Here is a 14781-nt window from a genome sequence, read left to right as displayed (position 1 = left end):
AGTCCTGGGTAGTCAGGCCGGCGCGTCGGCAGGTGAAGGGGCCGGTACGCCTTCGCCGTCGGCGGCGAGGGCGTCCGGGGCCGTGGAGTACACGCGGACGGCCTGGTCCAGGCCCGTCAGCCTGAAGTGAAGATTCGTGCCACCGCACCGGGCGCCGCTGCCAGGCGCAGCGCGCTCCCGCGTGCGGACGGCCGCGGGTGGATTGCGATCAGGCTGCTGATGCGGGAGGAGTCGCAGAAGTCGAGCCCGGCGCAGCCGATCACCGTCAGCCCGGGCCGGGAAGGCTCGGCCGCCATCCGGTCCGCCGCCTCTCGCAGCTGCACGGCGCTGTTGAAATCCGGCTCGCCGCGCAGCGTCAACAGCCACGCCTGTTTAGTCTGTCTGACCTCGACTGCGAACATCCTTTAGCTGCCTCCCCACCCGCCCCGACGGGACCGATGATACTGACGGCGGCCCACAGCGGAACTCGTATGACCCCTGTTGCGAGGATTTAAGGTGCTTTGGCGTGTCTGTCAGGGGTTTGTCGGGGGCCGTCGGGGGGCGGGGAGGAGGCGTCCTTGGGCCCGGTGCAGGCGACGTGGGTGCGCGGCACCGGAGCAGGGCAGATCCCAGATCGGGGGAGCGGAGCGGAAGTCGTCGTGCAGGGCCCTCGTGCAGGACGGTGCGGTACAGGCCCATGCACCGGTGGGGCTCGCTCGCCTCGTATGTTGCGAGGGTTCGGGTGCTTTGGCGTGTCTGTCAGGGGTTTGTCGGGGGCCGTCGGGGGGCGGGGAGGAGGCGTCCTTGGGCCCGGTGCAGGCGACGTGGGTGCGCGGCACCGGAGCAGGGCAGATCCCAGATCGGGGGAGCGGAGCGGAGGTCGTCGTGCAGGGCTCTCGTGCAGGACGGTGCGGTACAGGCCCATGCACCGGTGGGGCTCGCTCGCCTCGTACGTGGTCGTTTTGGACCGGGCCATATGCAGCGGCAGATGCACACCCTTTGGATGGGGGCGTGGACCCGGCGGGCGATGAACCGGGGCAGGGTCCGCCTTGTCTCCGCGGAGGTCGTGTGCGGTGAGCTCGTGTCGTCATTGAGCAGGTCCGCTGCTGGGACCACTTTCGCGATGATGCGACGGACACGTGTTGCATTCCAACCTTGCCGATGTGGTGTCGATCATGCGACTAGGGAGGCGGGGGCACCGTCTGCGGAACCCCCGCCCGGTACTCGATCAGCTCCAGGTCATGTTGATCTCACGCTCGAAATTGATGTATCCCGCGCGCTGGAAGGCGTTCGCCATCGGGATGTTGCCGAGGTCTGTGGACGCGCGGATGCGGGGGACGCGCTGTTCGGCGAGGATTCGGGTGCCCTCGGCGAGGATGTCGTCGATGTGGCCGTTGCCGCGGTGCGATGGCAGGACCGCGATGTAGGCGATGATCGCGTTGTAGTCGTTGCGGGCCGGGATGACGAACCCCACTGGTTCTCCATGGGGCAGTGTTGCGATGCGCCACCAGTCCCGTGGGCTGGTGTAACGCGCCAGCTCGGCCTCGTAGTGCCGGGCGGCCGCTTCGTGTACTGACATCCGGGTCAGGTCGTCACGGCCGTGTGCGTCCAAAGTCCCGTCCAGAACTGAGGACATCAGGGCTACGAGTTCCTCGCCATCGCGGACCGGCCGGTAGACGAGGCGCCCATTGGGCTCGGGAACTGGCGATCCCGGACGCCATTCCAGGCGCAGTCGTTCGACGAAGAGCCGGGCACCGGTCCGTTCGAGTACCGTCATGCGGTCTTCGACAGCTTGTCTCGTTACCGCGTTCTCACGCCAGTCCGGTGGGACGAAACGGCTGTATTCAGGGGGGCGCGACCCGTTCGGGAGGGTAGCGGCCATCGCGGTGTGCAGAAGTCGCGCCCCGATGTCCACGTGATCGGGGCCCGAGGGGCTGTCTTCGATGTCGAGGATGTCCAGGATGAGTGGTGCGTCGCCGGCTGATCGGCTCCACCAGGCTGTCCTGGCGAGTAGGCGGTCACCCCGGAGGGCGACCCACATCCATTCCGGACGGCGGCGGCCAGCGGCAAGGTCGTCCGCCAGTTCCTCATTGAGGATGTAGGGCAGTTGGGAGAAGAGGTCGAGTTCGTCGTGTCCGGTGATCGGACGCATGGTCAGGTCGTTCGTTTTCACGGTCAAGGCACGCTCCGGTGAAGGCGCCCGTCCGCTCCGGGGTCAGACGTGGTCCGCAACCCGGGGGGACACAAGCGCGGTGTTCTTGGGGATCATGGGCTTATCCCTCCTCTCGCAGTCGTGGCCCCTCAACCCTCGTGGTGGGGGTCCAGCGGTTACGTCTATCCAACCGCAGCCCTCGCCCGCAAACCCTTTTCGATCACTGTGCTTCCGACAGCACCGAACAGCGAGCCTGGGGCTGTCAGCCGCAGGTTCCCATCACTGTGCTTCCGGCAGCACCGAACAGCGAGCCTTGGGCTGTCAGTTGCAGGTTCCCATCACTGTGGTTCGCGGCGCGGGCCGGCGACTCACTGGGCTTGTCCCGGCGGCGGACTCGCGAAGCCGGACGATCTCCTCGTGCTGGGCGGCGAGTCGGGCGAGGACCTGACCGCGGAAGTCCGCGAGCTCGGCGATCGTCTGTTCCGATCCGCCAGCCGTTCCCGGAGCTTGACGTTCTCCGCCGTGGCGTGATCTGGGCTTCGCGGGGGTCGGGGATCTCGCCAGCCTCGCGCATGGCGTTCAGGCGCCGTTCGAACTCGACGCGGAGGTGAGAGCAGGGGCGGGTGCCCGTAGAAGGCGGTGCGGTCGACCGCACCGCCTTCTACGGTGAGGGTCTTGATGTCACACAGGCGTTGGTGGTCGAGTTCGCCGGCACTGCTCCGGTGCCGGTCCGTGAGCCGCTGGTGTGCGCCAGGACTGCGAACAGCATGTTGTGGTCCCGTGGCCAGAGCCGTTCCAGGATCTCGATAGCTCGGGCTACGGGGGGCGCCGACCAGCCAGACGGCAGGGACCGGCCTCGTCGCCTTCGCCCTTGCTGCCTTCGGCTTGTCAGGGTGACGTGGGGACGTCGGGGATGGGTGTGACGGGGTGGCCTCGGGCGTGGGGGTGCATCGGTGTGTTCGGTTCGTGCGGCCGGCCTCCCTTGACGATAGGCAGGTGATTGCCTGCATAATGGGGGTGTGAGTTTCGAAGCAACCGTGATCGATTCGGTGTTCAAGGCGTTGGCCGATCCCACCCGGCGGCTCCTTCTGGACCGTCTGCGTGAGCACGACGGGCAGACGCTGCGTGAGCTGTGTGAGCGTCTTGGCATGACGCGTCAGTCGGCGACGCAGCATCTGGACGTCCTGGTGGGGGCCAACCTCGTCACCGTCGTGCGGCGTGGCCGGGAGCGGTTGCACTATCTGAACCCCGTTCCGATCCACGAGATCGAGGCGCGTTGGATCTCCGGTTTCGACAAGCCGCGCCTTCAGGCGATCAGTGCCATCAAGCACCAGGCAGAGGAGTACGCCATGACCCATGCATCCACACCGGTGCCCAACTACGTGTACGTCACCTACATCCGCGCCGGTGCGGAGCAGGTGTGGCAAGCCTTGACCGACGCCGACCTGACAGCGCGCTACTGGGGACACGCCAACGTCTCCGACTGGCAGCCGGGCTCGGCCTGGGAGCACCGGCGAGCCGACGGCTCAGGCAAGATCGACGTGGTGGGTCGTGTCCTGGAGGCCGAGCCCCCGACGCGGCTGGTCATCACCTTTGATGACGTCCCCGATGCCGAATCGCCGAGAGAGCCGTCAGTCGTCACCTTCCTCGTCGAACCGCATCAGGACATCGTTCGCCTCACCGTGACCCACGAGAACCTCCCCAACCAGGAGATGCTGGGCGGTATCTCGGCCGGCTGGCCGGCCGTGCTGGCGAACCTCAAGTCGATGCTGGAAACCGGCGAGGTCCTGCCTCAGGCGCCCTGGGAGATGTCCCGCGCCCACAGCTGAGCCGCGCCCTCTGCGCCCTTTGTTCTTTCCGTATCCGCCCGTGCAGAGAGGTGCAGCACATGCTGGACACCGCCCCGCTCCAGGACGCCTACCGTGCACTGCTGGATGCTGCCGCCACCGTGGCCGTGGCCGACGCCGACGCCGACGCCGCCACCGTGGCCGACACCACCGACGCCGACGCTGACGCCGACGGCCCCGGTCCCGCTGCGCCGAACGGCGAGTGGAACGCCGATCAGATCCTTGCGCATGTCTGCCTGGTCGGCGCCGCCACCCTCGCCGTCCTCGCGGGTGTCGCCGCGGGGGCCAACACGACGTACGACAACCGGATCGCTCTCGACGCCTGGACTATCGAGCAATCCATCGCGCACGCCGGCGGCAGCGCCGGGCTCCGGGACCGCATCAGCGCTCAGGCGGCCGCCCTGTGCGCACTGGCCGGAGGTGCGGCGCTCAGCGACGCCGAACTCGCCACCCTGGTGCCCGCCCGGCTCTTGTCCAACGGCACCCTCCTGGTCGATCAGCCCGTGCCGCTGCACGACATCGTTACGGGACTGGCAGAGGTGGAACTGCCCGGCCATACGAAACAGCTCCTCGCCCTCCTGCCAGACCGGGCCGTGGCCGGGGCTGCGCAGTGACTTACAGCGATACCGACGTCAGCTCGTCAGCTCGTCGCCTCGTCGGCTCGTCGGTTCGTCGGCTCGTCGGCTCGTCAGGGGGAGTGCACGGAACTCGCCGATGGTGATGGGCGTTGGCTGTAGTCCCTGGGTGTGAGGTATGCGGACGGGGGCGGGTTGAGGCTGGAGGCACGCCGATGCCGGAAGGTGGTGCGGATGCAGGCGGCGGAAGTATTCGCCCAGAAGGTCAAGCCGCCGGAGGCTGCGGTGGCTGCGGTGAGTGGGAAGTCGGCCTGGCAGTGGCACCAGATAGGGCGCCGGAGGCTGCGGTGGCTGCGGTGAGTGGGAAGTCGGCCTGGCAGTGGCACCAGATAGGGCGCCGGAGGCTGCGGTGGCTGCGGTGAGTGGGAAGTCGGCCTGGCAGTGGCACCAGATAGGGCGCCGGAGGCTGCGGTGGCTGCGGGTGAGTGGGAAGTCGGCCTGGCAGTGGCACCAGATAGGGCGCGGGAGGCTGCGGTGGCTGCGGGTGAGTGGGAAGTCGGCCTGGCAGTGGCACCAGATAGGGCGCGGGAGGCTGCGGTGGCTGCGGGTGAGTGGGAAGTCGGCCTGGCAGTGGCACCAGATAGGGCGCGGGAGGTGAGGAGGCCTTTGTCTGGCGGGGCCCGGTGGATCGGGGTGTCGTCTGTCTCGGGCATGTTTGCGGATGCCGGTCGGGTATCTGGAGCAGGGCCCGACCGCCCACGGCTGGGTGGGGGACCGGGTGTGGCGTTGAGTATCCCTGGCGTCACCGGCGGCTCGGGTATCTGAGTCGGGAGGGTCAGCAGGTGTCTGATCGCGGCGAATGTGTAGTTCGGTGAACTCTTGGTTTGCAAGGTCCCCGGCGGACTGCAGCGGACTGCCCGGACTTGCGCCGGGTCCTTGTGCCGGCCGGGGAGCGGAAGACGGGAGATGTCGAAGACCGGCTCACGGCTGTCGTGCCCTTGGAAGGGGACCGGAAGACCTTGCGGCGAGTTGATCACCGGGCGGGTCAGGCTTGTTGGACTGCGTGGGAGGCACCGCGGGCCGTCCCGGGTTTGTGCTGCCTCGCCCTGTCTGCTTCATGGCTGGGCTTCTCCGGGATGCCCCACCAGGGGAACGGTGTCGCCCCGATCTTCGAGAACGGCGCGTCCCGGATGTCCTGGCAGGTAGCGGGAACGAGCGCCATCCGGGTCTTCCTCTCCAGCTCCTGCACGGCATGTGATGGCGGAGCCGGGCATCGGCGCTGTCTGCATACCCCTGCGGTCAGAGGGGATCGAGGAGCATCAGGACCTCGTCCCGGGTGTCGTCGGGTGCGAGGCGCAGGGCGAGCGGCCGACTTCACGCCGTCCGAGCCGGCTGTAGAAGTCCTCCAGCCCCTCTCCTTGCCGGGCGGCGAGGTGGAGTTGTTCGAGCTCGAGTTCGTCGCGGGCGATCTTCGGCAGCTGACGCATGAGGGCGGAGCCGACACCACGGCCGTGGAATTCGGGGTGGGTCTGAAGGTGGTTGACCGTGCGACAGTGTCCGACGAGCTGGTAGGGATCGCGGTTGAGGACGACCCATGCGGCAAGAACGTCGTCGAATCTGGCGGTGATGAGGCGGCTGTGTTGCGGCTGGTGAGGACCGAGGAGCTTGTCCGCGGCTGGCGCGACGTCGTCGTCCTGAACGGGTGGGAAGGGGAATCCGGCGGCACCGCCCGAGTGGGTGACCGCGATCCGGCAGTCGATCAGCTGACGTCGGAGTTCGGGAGTGGCCTTGCGGGCGTCGGTGATCTGTGCGAGCTCGGGCATGCGTTCGCCTGTCATGAGGAGCCGCAGGTCAGCGAGGTCTGACATCCGGGTTGGGTCAAGCTTTCGAGTTCCGGTGGCCGGCCGGCGGCGAACCCGGTCGAGTGGATCGCCGAACACCCTGACCTGGGCCAGACCTGGGCCGTGTCTTCAAAAGATCTCGAGTGGTGGATCAGTGTTGGGTGATATGTCGCCATGAACTGTCCGATGCCGAGTGGGAGTTCGTCGGGCCCCTGCTGGTGTCACTGCGTGGCCGGGGGCGGTTGGGCGACCGCACGGTGCTCGACGGGATCGTGTGGAAGTTCCGCACGGGGACGGCCTGGCGGGACGTGCCGCAGCGGTACGGCCCGTGGGCCGTGCTGCACGCCTGCTTTCGGCGGTGGGCGCTGGAGGGCGCATTCGAGTGCATGCCGCTGCGCCCCGGAATGCCGCACTCAGGCATGCCGACAGGCTAACGGCCCGTGAAGCTCCCGACGTCGATGCCATCCCTTCTGAGCCCGCAGACTGCGGCTGCTGCCCGCATGCTCGAACGAAGACGCACGTTTGATGACGCGCGCAGGGTCCGGTGCACCGACATGTGCAAGGTTCGTGCGGCTGGTGACGATCAAGACACCTGTGACCGTAGCGAGGCGTGGTCGTGATCTCGACTTGGCAGGGTGGCCACATGCGCACTCTGCGGCGGGACCGTCGCCCCCGCAGGGGCTTGAGTCGGGAAGCGGGCCCGGTCATCCGTGCGTGCACGGCTGCCGTCGGTCTTCTGCTCTCGCTGGCCGCCATGACGTCCGTCCTCTCCGGGTGCTCCTCGAGCGGGGCCGACGTGAAGCTGGTCGTTCCCTCGGTCTTCTACGTTTCCCGCGATCCACAACAGGCCGTATCTGACCTGCGGGTCGAAGAGAGAGCCGGCGGTGCGACGGTCAGGCTGAGGGTGACCTTCGACGCGAGTGATCTGAAGGGCGTCGTCACCGTCAAGCGGGCGCTCGATGCATGTGTTGTCCACTTGCCCGTCTACCACTGCGTCACGCAGGCGGGTCCAACGGGTGGAGGGGGCATCCAGGCCTTCCACCTGAGTCCCGCGAAAGGCGCGAAGGCGGGCGACTTCGCGGTGCTGCGCTACCGTGTGACCGCGCCCGGCCTGCCGCCGGTCAGCGGTCACTCCCTCATCGTGGTCGGCAGACCGAAGCTCCGGGTCTGGCTTCACCCCGATCCGGGCCCGGTGACACCTGGCGGGAGCCTGTCGGTCCGGCTGACCGTACGCAACGTCGGCGACGTGCCCGCCCGCGGAGTGGCCCTGCGCATGGAAGCACGCGATGGCATCACCCTGACCGACCGGCACCGCAACTGCCGCTATCGAGGCGGCACTTCGGCGTGGTGTCGGCTCCTCGCGGACGACATCGTCATTCCGCCCGGCCGGTCGTACGGCCTGGGTGCCCGCGAGCACTTGCGGGCCGCACGGGATGCCACCTATCCGACCGTCACCTTCAGTGCTGATGCCATCGGCACCGACTACGTTCCCCCGGCCGAAATCGCATCAAGGTACCGGCCCGGCAGCGGGCCTCCACTGCATTTCGTTCCGGCCTCCCAGACCGACGCCGGTGTGACGAGCACAGTCGGCGACGATCCACAGGTGCTCCACGTGAGCGTTGACAACCGGAGCGAGTTGGCCGCAGTCGCCGACACAGCGCGCGGTCCCATCGGCAGTCTGTCCACCGTGCGGATCGGCGTGCGGAACAACGGTCCCGGTTCGCTGACGGCAGCGGTGAAGGTCGTCTTCACGGTGCCCGAGGGCACCACTGTCATGGCGTCGCCGTACAGCTTCGAACGTGACGAGGAGGTGATCGCCCAGGACTGCCGGGCCGTCACCGCCGACGGCACGCCACTTGCGGAAGCCTCCGCAAGGCAGCCGAGTGCCAGACGGTACGTGTGCACGGCGCGCGTCGGAGCGGTGGGGGCCACGACGACGTTCCCGTTCACACTGCGCATCGACAAGAACAGCGCCGACGGCAGCGGCCGGGTCACGGTCTCGGACAGCGACCCGAGACGCCCCAGCGGCGACACCGAGCCGGCTGACGACGCGGCGGACGTCGCTGTGTCCGTGTGGCCGGGGCCGGCCTGGGCCACCCCCGGCTTCTACATCGCCGCTGCCGTCGTCATCCCGCTGCTCAGCCTCGCCGTCGCCTTGTATGTGCGGCGCCGAAGGCTCTTCCGCCACCGCGAAGAGATGACACCCCCCGCAAGGTGAGGCCGACGCGGAGCATGGAATACCCCAGAGACAGGACAAGGCGAGACCGGGACGATCAAAGGCCCTCAAGGTCAACGCCAACACCACCAGCCCGGGTGTGATGAAGAATCTCAAACAAGGCCGGCGACGCCGGTCCACATCACTGCAGCCAGACATGTGGCCGCGCCCAGCCCGACCAGGGCGTGTCTTCAAAACTTGCGGCGCTGAACACCGACTTCCATCCGGCCGCTGTCATCGGCATGTTGTGTTTGCCCGGTCAGAGCATGGCCGGCTCCGGGCCTGCCTCCGTTTTTGTCGGCAGTCGTTGTCGCTGAACGTCCTTGAGCCGGTGCCGCTTCAGCCGCCGCGCATGGTGTCCGGCGGCGTGAACAACGTGCGGCATGCACAACCGGCCAGGACCGGCGGGCAAGGGACCCGGAGCCGCGTGTGCAGCTGTGGCATGTCCCTCACGCGGCTGCCCGTGTGCGTCGGGTGAGCGGGCGGAGGGCGTCTTCCCGCACGGTGCGCAGGGTGCGGCCGCGGAGGGTGCGCAGCACGGGCCGCATCTGCAGGGGCAGGCCCTGGTTGAGGTGGCGGGGCAGGTCCTCGCGCCGGCCCCTCGTGCAGGACGGTGGGGTACGGGCCCGTGCGCCGGCGGGGCTTGTCGATGTCGTACGAGGTCATCCCGGACCGGGCCATGTGCGGCGGCGGTTCCGCGGCTCCCTGGGTCGGGCCGCGCAACGCGTGGAGCGACTGCGGCAGTCGGCGGCGGAGCTTGTCCCGGTACAGCGCGAGGTCCTCGGCGTCCGCGCCCGGGAGGTTCGTCGTTGCCGGTGCGGGGTGCTGCGGGGTGGAGGGCATGGTTCCGTGTAGCGGGCACACGTCGTGCGGTGTGCTGCGGGTTGGAGGGCATGGTTCCGTATGGCGGGCACACGTCGTTGCGGGGTGTTGGGGGTTGGAGGGGATGGTTCCGTGTGGCGGGCATACGTCGTTGCGGGGTGTGGTGGGCGTGCCGGTGTCCGGGGCGGGTGCGGGTGCGGGTGCGGGTGCGGGGGAGGGTATGGCCGTGTCCGGCGTGCACGGGGTGATGGGCGCGGCCGCCGGCCGGGCGCCGCTTGGGCGCCCGACCGGCTGCGGGCGGACTGCTGTCAGCCCTGCGGCTGGGCGATGTTGACCATCCAGGTGATGCCGAAGCGGTCCGTGCACATGCCGAACACGTCGCCCCACATCTGCTTGTCCAGGGGGACGGCGACGGTGGCGCCGTCGGACAGCTTTTCCCAGTAGCCGCGCAGTTCCGTGTCGTCGTCGCCGCTCAGGCTCACGGAGTAGGCGTTTCCCGGTTTGTGTTCGCCGGCGGGGGTGTCGGCGCCCATCAGCGTGTAGTTGCTGGGGGTTTCGAGCATGCCGTGCATGATTTTGTCGGCCATGGCGGTGTCGGGTTGGCCGGCCTCGCCGTAGGTGCTGAGGACCAGGGTGCCGCCGAAGACCTCCTTGTAGAACTCAAGGGCCTGCCGGGCGTCGCCGGCGAACATCAGGTACGGGTTGAGACGTGAGGCCATGATTCCTCCCGGATGGGGGTGAGCGGTCAGTTGCGCCGCACCCTAGCGGCGGCCACTGACAACGGGCCCGGGCCACACAGCGCGTTGCGACATCTTCCGGCGCCCGGCGGCGAGCCGGCCTGGACCCGGTGTCCGACTGTCGTTGCCGGCCGGCCTGCGTCCAGGCCGGAACTGCGGTCGGGTCGTCCGGGTGGATCGCGGGGTGCACCGCCAAGAACCGCGGTGCCGGCCCCGGTCACGTGAAGCGATGCCGTAGCAGCCGGGGTTCACAGCACGAGGCTGGACGGTGTGGGATCAGTTCTCGCCGTCCAGCCTGCGGGCCAGTTCTTTGCGGATGTCTGCCGTGAGGTTGCCGGTGACACCCAATGTGACGGCCAGGTCGGCCACGTGCCGCAGTTTGGTGTTCGTACACATGGACGTCTCGCACAGCAGGTCCCAGGCCTCCGCGGGGGTCAGACGTCCCACGGCGACCACGACACCGATCGCCTGATCGATCACGGCGTGGGAGTGCACGGCACGCTCGAGCTGGGCGACCTTGGCCTGGAGTTGCTGAACCTCGTCGGCAGGACTCCCCGGCTCCTGAACCACGCCGGGGGACTCGTGCGAGCGGATATCCACGTTCCCTCCGAGATAGGGGGTGACCGCATTCCCTAAGACGCCTGTCCGGCCGTGCGCCGGTCATGCCTGCGTTCTTCCCTTCACCCTCACACTGAAGGACATCCCCGTGCAACAGCGACACCACCTGCACCACCGGGGGAAGACGCCGTGTGCGGAAGGCGGCTGATCCAGGAACGCCTGACCTCTGCCGAAGCGCGATCAGCGTTGCTGTCCCCCCGGCTCGCCTGCTGCACAGCCTGGGAACGGGCGGGCACGGCGCAACCCGAGAGCGGGCACGAGTACCCGGTTCCGGTCCGGGGTCAGGCGGGCTCGTTCGCGGCAATCTCGTCGGCGTGCTCGCCCGTCACCAGGTAGATGACGCGCCGGGCCACCGAGACCGCGTGGTCGGCGAACCGCTCGTAGTAGCGGCCGACGAGGGTGACGTCCACGGCGGTTTCCACGCCGTGCTGCCACCGGTCGTCCATCAGGTGCTGGAAGATCATGCGGTGCAGCTCGTCCATGCGGTCGTCGTCCTTCTCCACCTGCAGGGCCGCATCGACATCCTGGGTGAGGACCACCTCGGCGGCCTGCGCCATCAGGCGCTGCGCGAGCTGGCCCATCTCCAAAATCGTGCGGCGCAGATCGCGCGGCACCGCCTTCTCGGGGTAGCGCATCCGGGCCAGCTTGGCCACATGCTGGGCCAGGTCACCGCAGCGCTCCAGGTCCGCGCTCATCCGCAGCGACGTGACCACGATGCGCAGGTCGGTGGCGACCGGCTGCTGCCGCGCCAGTACCGCGATCGCCTGGTTCTCCAGGTCACGCTGGAGGTCATCGACCTTCTCGTCGGCCGCTATCACGCGCTCGGCAAGCTCCAGATCGGCATCCATGAGAGCGGTCGTGGCCCGGCCGATGGCCGAGCCGACCAGGTTCGCCATCTCCACCAGGCGATCACTGATCGAGGCCAGCTCCTCGTGATAGACCTTCCGCATCATGTCCCCACCCTCCGTCGTGCGGGGCCGACCGCCGACCCCTATCAAATTCGAACACATCATGCAGGAACCGCTCAGCTTCTGCCCGGCCCCGGGCAGGTCAGCCGCCCTGCCCGGGGCCGGCGTGGATGGTTGCCGGCCGTGTCGTCGCCGGCCGTCCGTCCTTGGACGACAAGGCCGGGAGGCGAGCTGCCGGGCACGACTGGGGCACGCCGGGAGGCCGGTCGGCAGCGGTCCTGGCCTACCGGGGTGCCGGTGCGCCTGCCCTCGGGCCGGGTTTCGGGGTCATCGTGACGGCCTTGGTGCGGCGCTCGGGACGCCAGGTCGCCATCAGCGCGCCGGCCAGCAGGAGTTCGGCGATGTCCCCGCCGTAGTACATGATCTCCGCGCCCTGCTGCACCTGGCTGATGGGGGCGCGGATGTCGACGAAGAACCCGCCGTACATGGCCTGGGCGATCAGGGCGTGTGCGGTGATGGCAGCGCCCAGGTATACGAGGCGGGCCCGCACGCCGGGCCGGGCGGGTGCGGGGTCGGGGCCGGCGATGGCGTGGGCGAGCAGGCAGCCGGAGGCCAGGAAGTGCGCGTGCATGAGCCAGTGCCCTGCCGGGTGGCCCCAGGCGGTGTTGTACAGGGGGGTGAAGTACAGCGCGGCCAGGGAGCCGGTGCTCAGCGCGAACGCCGTCGCGGGATGCGCCGGCACGCGGGCGGGCCGGCTGTGCAGGACCGCCGTCACCTTGCGGGCTGTGGAGGTGGGCAGTGTGCGCAGCAGGAGCGTGAGCGGTGCGGCGAGCACGAGGGCTTGCGGGGCGTACATGCCGATGAGCATGTGCTGGGCCATGTGGGCGCGGAAGTCTGTGTGCGCGGTTGAGTCCAGCGGCGGCAGCAGCCCGACGGCGAGCAGAGCCAGCCCTGTAACGAACGACGTCGTCCGCCAGGTACTCCAGCCCCGTGCCCGGTTGCGGCGCCGAGCCTGTTGCGCAGCGAGCAGGTAGGCGCCGCCGGCTGCGAGGAGGAGGAGCAGCGCGGTCAGGGACGTCCACGGCAGGCTCGTTCCGCCGTCGTGGTGGTGCATGCCGTCCATCAGGTGCGGCCTTGGTGCGTCACGGCGCCGCGGTCGCTCCCGGGGTCGACGGGTCGGCCGCTGCGCTGGAGCAGGTAGCCGCCGATCAGGAACAGGCCGCCCAGGACGAGGAAGCCGGTGTCCCACCAGGCCTGGTAGGGGCCGCCGTGAACGTGGTGGATGCCCAGGATCTGGTGGTCCAGGATGCCCTCGACCAGGTTGAACAGGCCCCAGCCGACGAGCATCCAGCCCCACAGGACCCGCGAGGTCCACACGGCCCGCCGGTTGTGGGTGACACGCGCATACAGCAGGGCCAGGCCCCACAGGACCGCGATCCAGCACACGGCGTGGAAGATGCCGTCCCACAGGGTGTTCATCTCCAGCCCCGAGACCGTGTGGGGGTTGTAGTACTTCACCCCGATGCGGTCGTGGTTGGTGCTGGAGAGCATGTGGTGCCACTGCAGGAGCTGGTGCAGCAGGATGCCGTCGACGAACCCGCCGAGGCCCACTCCAAGGACGATTCCGGGCAGTTGCAGACTGCTCGGTGCCGTCGCAAGCGCCCAGGCCGGGCCCGCTGCGGTGGCCATCACTGGGCTCCATCCCGTCGACAGTGGGCATACGAAACTCGCCGTTAGGGCTTCCCGCCCTTCCCGCCTGACTCACTCTGCGTGCGGGGCTTCAGCCATCTCGCCCATCCGCGCACCATCACGCCCCCTCCCGCCCCTCCCCGCCCCTCCCCGCCCCTCCCCGCCCCTCCCCGCCCCTCCCCGTCCCTCACCGTCCCTCACCGTCCCTCCCGTCCCCTCCCGTTCCCTTCCGTCCGCCGCCGCCCACATCGGGGCGTGGTTTTCCCTGGTGGCCGGGGGGGAGCGCGCCACGGCACGGGTGAGAGGTGAGGAATGTCCCCGGCCGGCCGATTGTGTGCTCCCGCCGATAACCTGTGTCGGCGCCGGGTGCCGTGCTGCGACACTTCCCGCCATGACCGCACCCGAGCTCGGCGAAGAGGACTACCTCCGGGAGATCGAGCGTCTCGCCCACCGCGTCAGCGTGGAGGCCTTTCGGGAAGGCTGGGTCTGCCTCCCGGCCGACCCCGAGGATGCGACACCGCTGCAGGCGAGCGTGAACGCCCTGGCCCGGGCCCTGCGCAGCTACCACTTCCCGGGCGACGGATGCACGCAGGAGGACCGGCCCCTGACCAGACTGGTCGGGGGCCGCCGTGTTCAGGCCCCAGGTCATGCCGGCCGGGGTCCAGGAGAGCTACGAGGAGGCGTGTGCGCGCCTCGGCGTCGCGCCCAGGCCCGAGGGCTGGGCCTTGTGGAACACCTGGGGTGAGGGGGATCTGGAGGTGACCTTGGTGGTGTCCGCCATCGAGACCACCGAGGGGCTGCTGGAGAACTGGTCACGGGGCAGGTCCGTCGACCCCGTATCGCCGCTGCCGTCCCAGATCGCCCTGGTCCGCCGGGGCTGGATCGGACCGATGACGTTGGCGCCCCGCGCCGCCCACCGGGCCGGCCTGGCCGGCCGGCCGCTGTCCTAGGCAGCCCCCGCCCCTGGCAGCCCTCGCCCCTGCACCCGGCAGCGCAGGCCAGACGGGACGAAGGCGAAGGGCATCGACGGCCCCACGGCCGGCACCGCAGGCCAGTCAGGCCAGGCCGGGCCACGCGAGGCGAGTCAAAGGCGCCGGATGCCCGGTGTCCGACGCCTGACCCTCGATACCGGATGCCCGAGCCCCAAGGCCCAAGCCCCAAGCCCCAAAGCCCAAGCCCCGAGCCCCAAGCCCCAAAGCCCAAGCCCCAAAGCCCAAGCCCCGTACCCGTACGCGGGCGGGTGTGCCCGTACCCGCCACCGGCCCGGGCGGGTGGCGGCCCGCAGGGCCCGGCGGGCGGGTCGGCCTGTCGGGCCTGCGTACCGGGGGCGCGGTATGCAGTTCCGGTGGCCGTGGTGGGGGTGATGGCGGAGACTGGGTGTGTTCTCGGTGCCCGGCG

General features: G+C 69.3%; 13 protein-coding genes. 5 read left to right on the top strand and 8 right to left on the bottom strand.

The genetic code is table 11. From position 1 onward, the window contains the following. Window positions 1-116 precede the first annotated feature (116 nt). Together ACSHXN_RS00275 and ACSHXN_RS00270 are read right to left on the bottom strand one after the other, a co-directional pair. Window positions 117-401: an STAS domain-containing protein gene (locus ACSHXN_RS00275; RefSeq protein ID WP_438302344.1), complete on the bottom strand. Its 285-nt coding sequence runs from the start codon at window positions 399-401 to the stop codon at window positions 117-119. 806 nt (window positions 402-1207) lie between these two features. Then, on the bottom strand, window positions 1208-2131 hold the full coding sequence (locus ACSHXN_RS00270; protein ID WP_438306406.1) for a GNAT family N-acetyltransferase: 924 nt from the start codon (window positions 2129-2131) through the stop codon (window positions 1208-1210). Between the two features lie 1040 nt (window positions 2132-3171). On the opposite strand from ACSHXN_RS00270, the gene ACSHXN_RS00265 reads away from it, so the two are divergent. Then, a complete protein-coding gene (locus ACSHXN_RS00265; protein WP_355136828.1) occupies window positions 3172-3960 on the top strand; it encodes an ArsR/SmtB family transcription factor in 789 nt (262 codons plus the stop codon). Window positions 3961-4019: 59 nt separating this feature from the next. After that, window positions 4020-4592 carry a hypothetical protein gene (locus ACSHXN_RS00260; protein ID WP_438302343.1) on the top strand — a complete coding sequence of 191 codons (573 nt, stop codon included), beginning with the start codon at window positions 4020-4022 and terminating at the stop codon, window positions 4590-4592. A gap of 1280 nt (window positions 4593-5872) precedes the next feature. Here the strand turns inward: ACSHXN_RS00260 and ACSHXN_RS00255 are convergent. Further along, window positions 5873-6421: an N-acetyltransferase family protein gene (locus tag ACSHXN_RS00255; RefSeq protein WP_438302342.1), complete on the bottom strand. Its 549-nt coding sequence runs from the start codon at window positions 6419-6421 to the stop codon at window positions 5873-5875. Between the two features lie 134 nt (window positions 6422-6555). On the opposite strand from ACSHXN_RS00255, the gene ACSHXN_RS00250 reads away from it, so the two are divergent. Together ACSHXN_RS00250 and ACSHXN_RS00245 are read left to right on the top strand one after the other, a co-directional pair. Then, window positions 6556-6828 carry a transposase gene (locus ACSHXN_RS00250; protein WP_438302341.1) on the top strand — a complete coding sequence of 91 codons (273 nt, stop codon included), beginning with the start codon at window positions 6556-6558 and terminating at the stop codon, window positions 6826-6828. 320 nt (window positions 6829-7148) lie between these two features. Beyond that, the gene (locus ACSHXN_RS00245) at window positions 7149-8612 is read left to right on the top strand and encodes a hypothetical protein (RefSeq protein WP_438302340.1); all 1464 of its coding nucleotides are present in this window, start codon (window positions 7149-7151) and stop codon (window positions 8610-8612) included. A gap of 1127 nt (window positions 8613-9739) precedes the next feature. Here ACSHXN_RS00245 and ACSHXN_RS00240 read toward each other — a convergent pair. The 5 genes from ACSHXN_RS00240 to ACSHXN_RS00220 all read right to left on the bottom strand — a co-directional run bounded on the left by ACSHXN_RS00240 (window position 9740) and on the right by ACSHXN_RS00220 (window position 13383). Further along, window positions 9740-10150, bottom strand: coding sequence for a VOC family protein (locus ACSHXN_RS00240; RefSeq protein ID WP_438302339.1), 411 nt, complete (start codon window positions 10148-10150; stop codon window positions 9740-9742). 294 nt (window positions 10151-10444) lie between these two features. Beyond that, entirely contained in the window at window positions 10445-10768 is a 324-nt protein-coding gene (locus ACSHXN_RS00235) for an ANTAR domain-containing protein (RefSeq protein ID WP_438302338.1), read from the bottom strand. Between the two features lie 299 nt (window positions 10769-11067). Further along, window positions 11068-11736, bottom strand: a complete 669-nt coding sequence (phoU, locus tag ACSHXN_RS00230) for a phosphate signaling complex protein PhoU (RefSeq protein ID WP_355136826.1) — start codon at window positions 11734-11736, stop codon at window positions 11068-11070. Window positions 11737-11977: 241 nt separating this feature from the next. Next, complete coding sequence (locus tag ACSHXN_RS00225) at window positions 11978-12817, bottom strand: cytochrome c oxidase assembly protein (RefSeq protein ID WP_438302337.1); 840 nt, start codon at window positions 12815-12817, stop codon at window positions 11978-11980. Continuing rightward, window positions 12817-13383, bottom strand: a complete 567-nt coding sequence (locus ACSHXN_RS00220; RefSeq protein ID WP_355136687.1) for a DUF2243 domain-containing protein — start codon at window positions 13381-13383, stop codon at window positions 12817-12819. Before ACSHXN_RS00220 ends, ACSHXN_RS00225 begins: the two co-directional genes overlap by 1 nt. 629 nt (window positions 13384-14012) lie before the next feature. Between ACSHXN_RS00220 and ACSHXN_RS00215 the strand changes: the two genes are divergently transcribed. Next, on the top strand, window positions 14013-14333 hold the full coding sequence (locus ACSHXN_RS00215) for a hypothetical protein (RefSeq protein WP_438302336.1): 321 nt from the start codon (window positions 14013-14015) through the stop codon (window positions 14331-14333). Window positions 14334-14781: the final 448 nt, after the last annotated feature.

Origin of the sequence: Streptomyces sp. HUAS TT11, assembly GCF_051553595.1 — a bacterium.
Classification (GTDB): Bacteria; Actinomycetota; Actinomycetes; order Streptomycetales; family Streptomycetaceae; genus Streptomyces.
The sequence above is the reverse complement of the archived record's forward strand: the minus strand, read 5'-3'. Positions and strand labels throughout refer to the sequence as shown.

What these genes read in the sequence shown, in the direction of transcription:
- ACSHXN_RS00275 (WP_438302344.1), bottom strand. Translation starts at nt 401, where the DNA reads ATGTTCGCAGTCGAGGTCAGACAGACTAAACAGGCGTGGCTGTTGACG.
- ACSHXN_RS00270 (WP_438306406.1), bottom strand. Translation starts at nt 2,131, where the DNA reads ATGCGTCCGATCACCGGACACGACGAACTCGACCTCTTCTCCCAACTG.
- ACSHXN_RS00260 (WP_438302343.1), top strand. Translation starts at nt 4,020, where the DNA reads ATGCTGGACACCGCCCCGCTCCAGGACGCCTACCGTGCACTGCTGGAT.
- ACSHXN_RS00255 (WP_438302342.1), bottom strand. Translation starts at nt 6,421, where the DNA reads ATGTCAGACCTCGCTGACCTGCGGCTCCTCATGACAGGCGAACGCATG.
- ACSHXN_RS00245 (WP_438302340.1), top strand. Translation starts at nt 7,149, where the DNA reads ATGACGTCCGTCCTCTCCGGGTGCTCCTCGAGCGGGGCCGACGTGAAG.
- ACSHXN_RS00240 (WP_438302339.1), bottom strand. Translation starts at nt 10,150, where the DNA reads ATGGCCTCACGTCTCAACCCGTACCTGATGTTCGCCGGCGACGCCCGG.
- phoU (WP_355136826.1), bottom strand. Translation starts at nt 11,736, where the DNA reads ATGCGGAAGGTCTATCACGAGGAGCTGGCCTCGATCAGTGATCGCCTG.
- ACSHXN_RS00225 (WP_438302337.1), bottom strand. Translation starts at nt 12,817, where the DNA reads ATGGACGGCATGCACCACCACGACGGCGGAACGAGCCTGCCGTGGACG.
- ACSHXN_RS00220 (WP_355136687.1), bottom strand. Translation starts at nt 13,383, where the DNA reads ATGGCCACCGCAGCGGGCCCGGCCTGGGCGCTTGCGACGGCACCGAGC.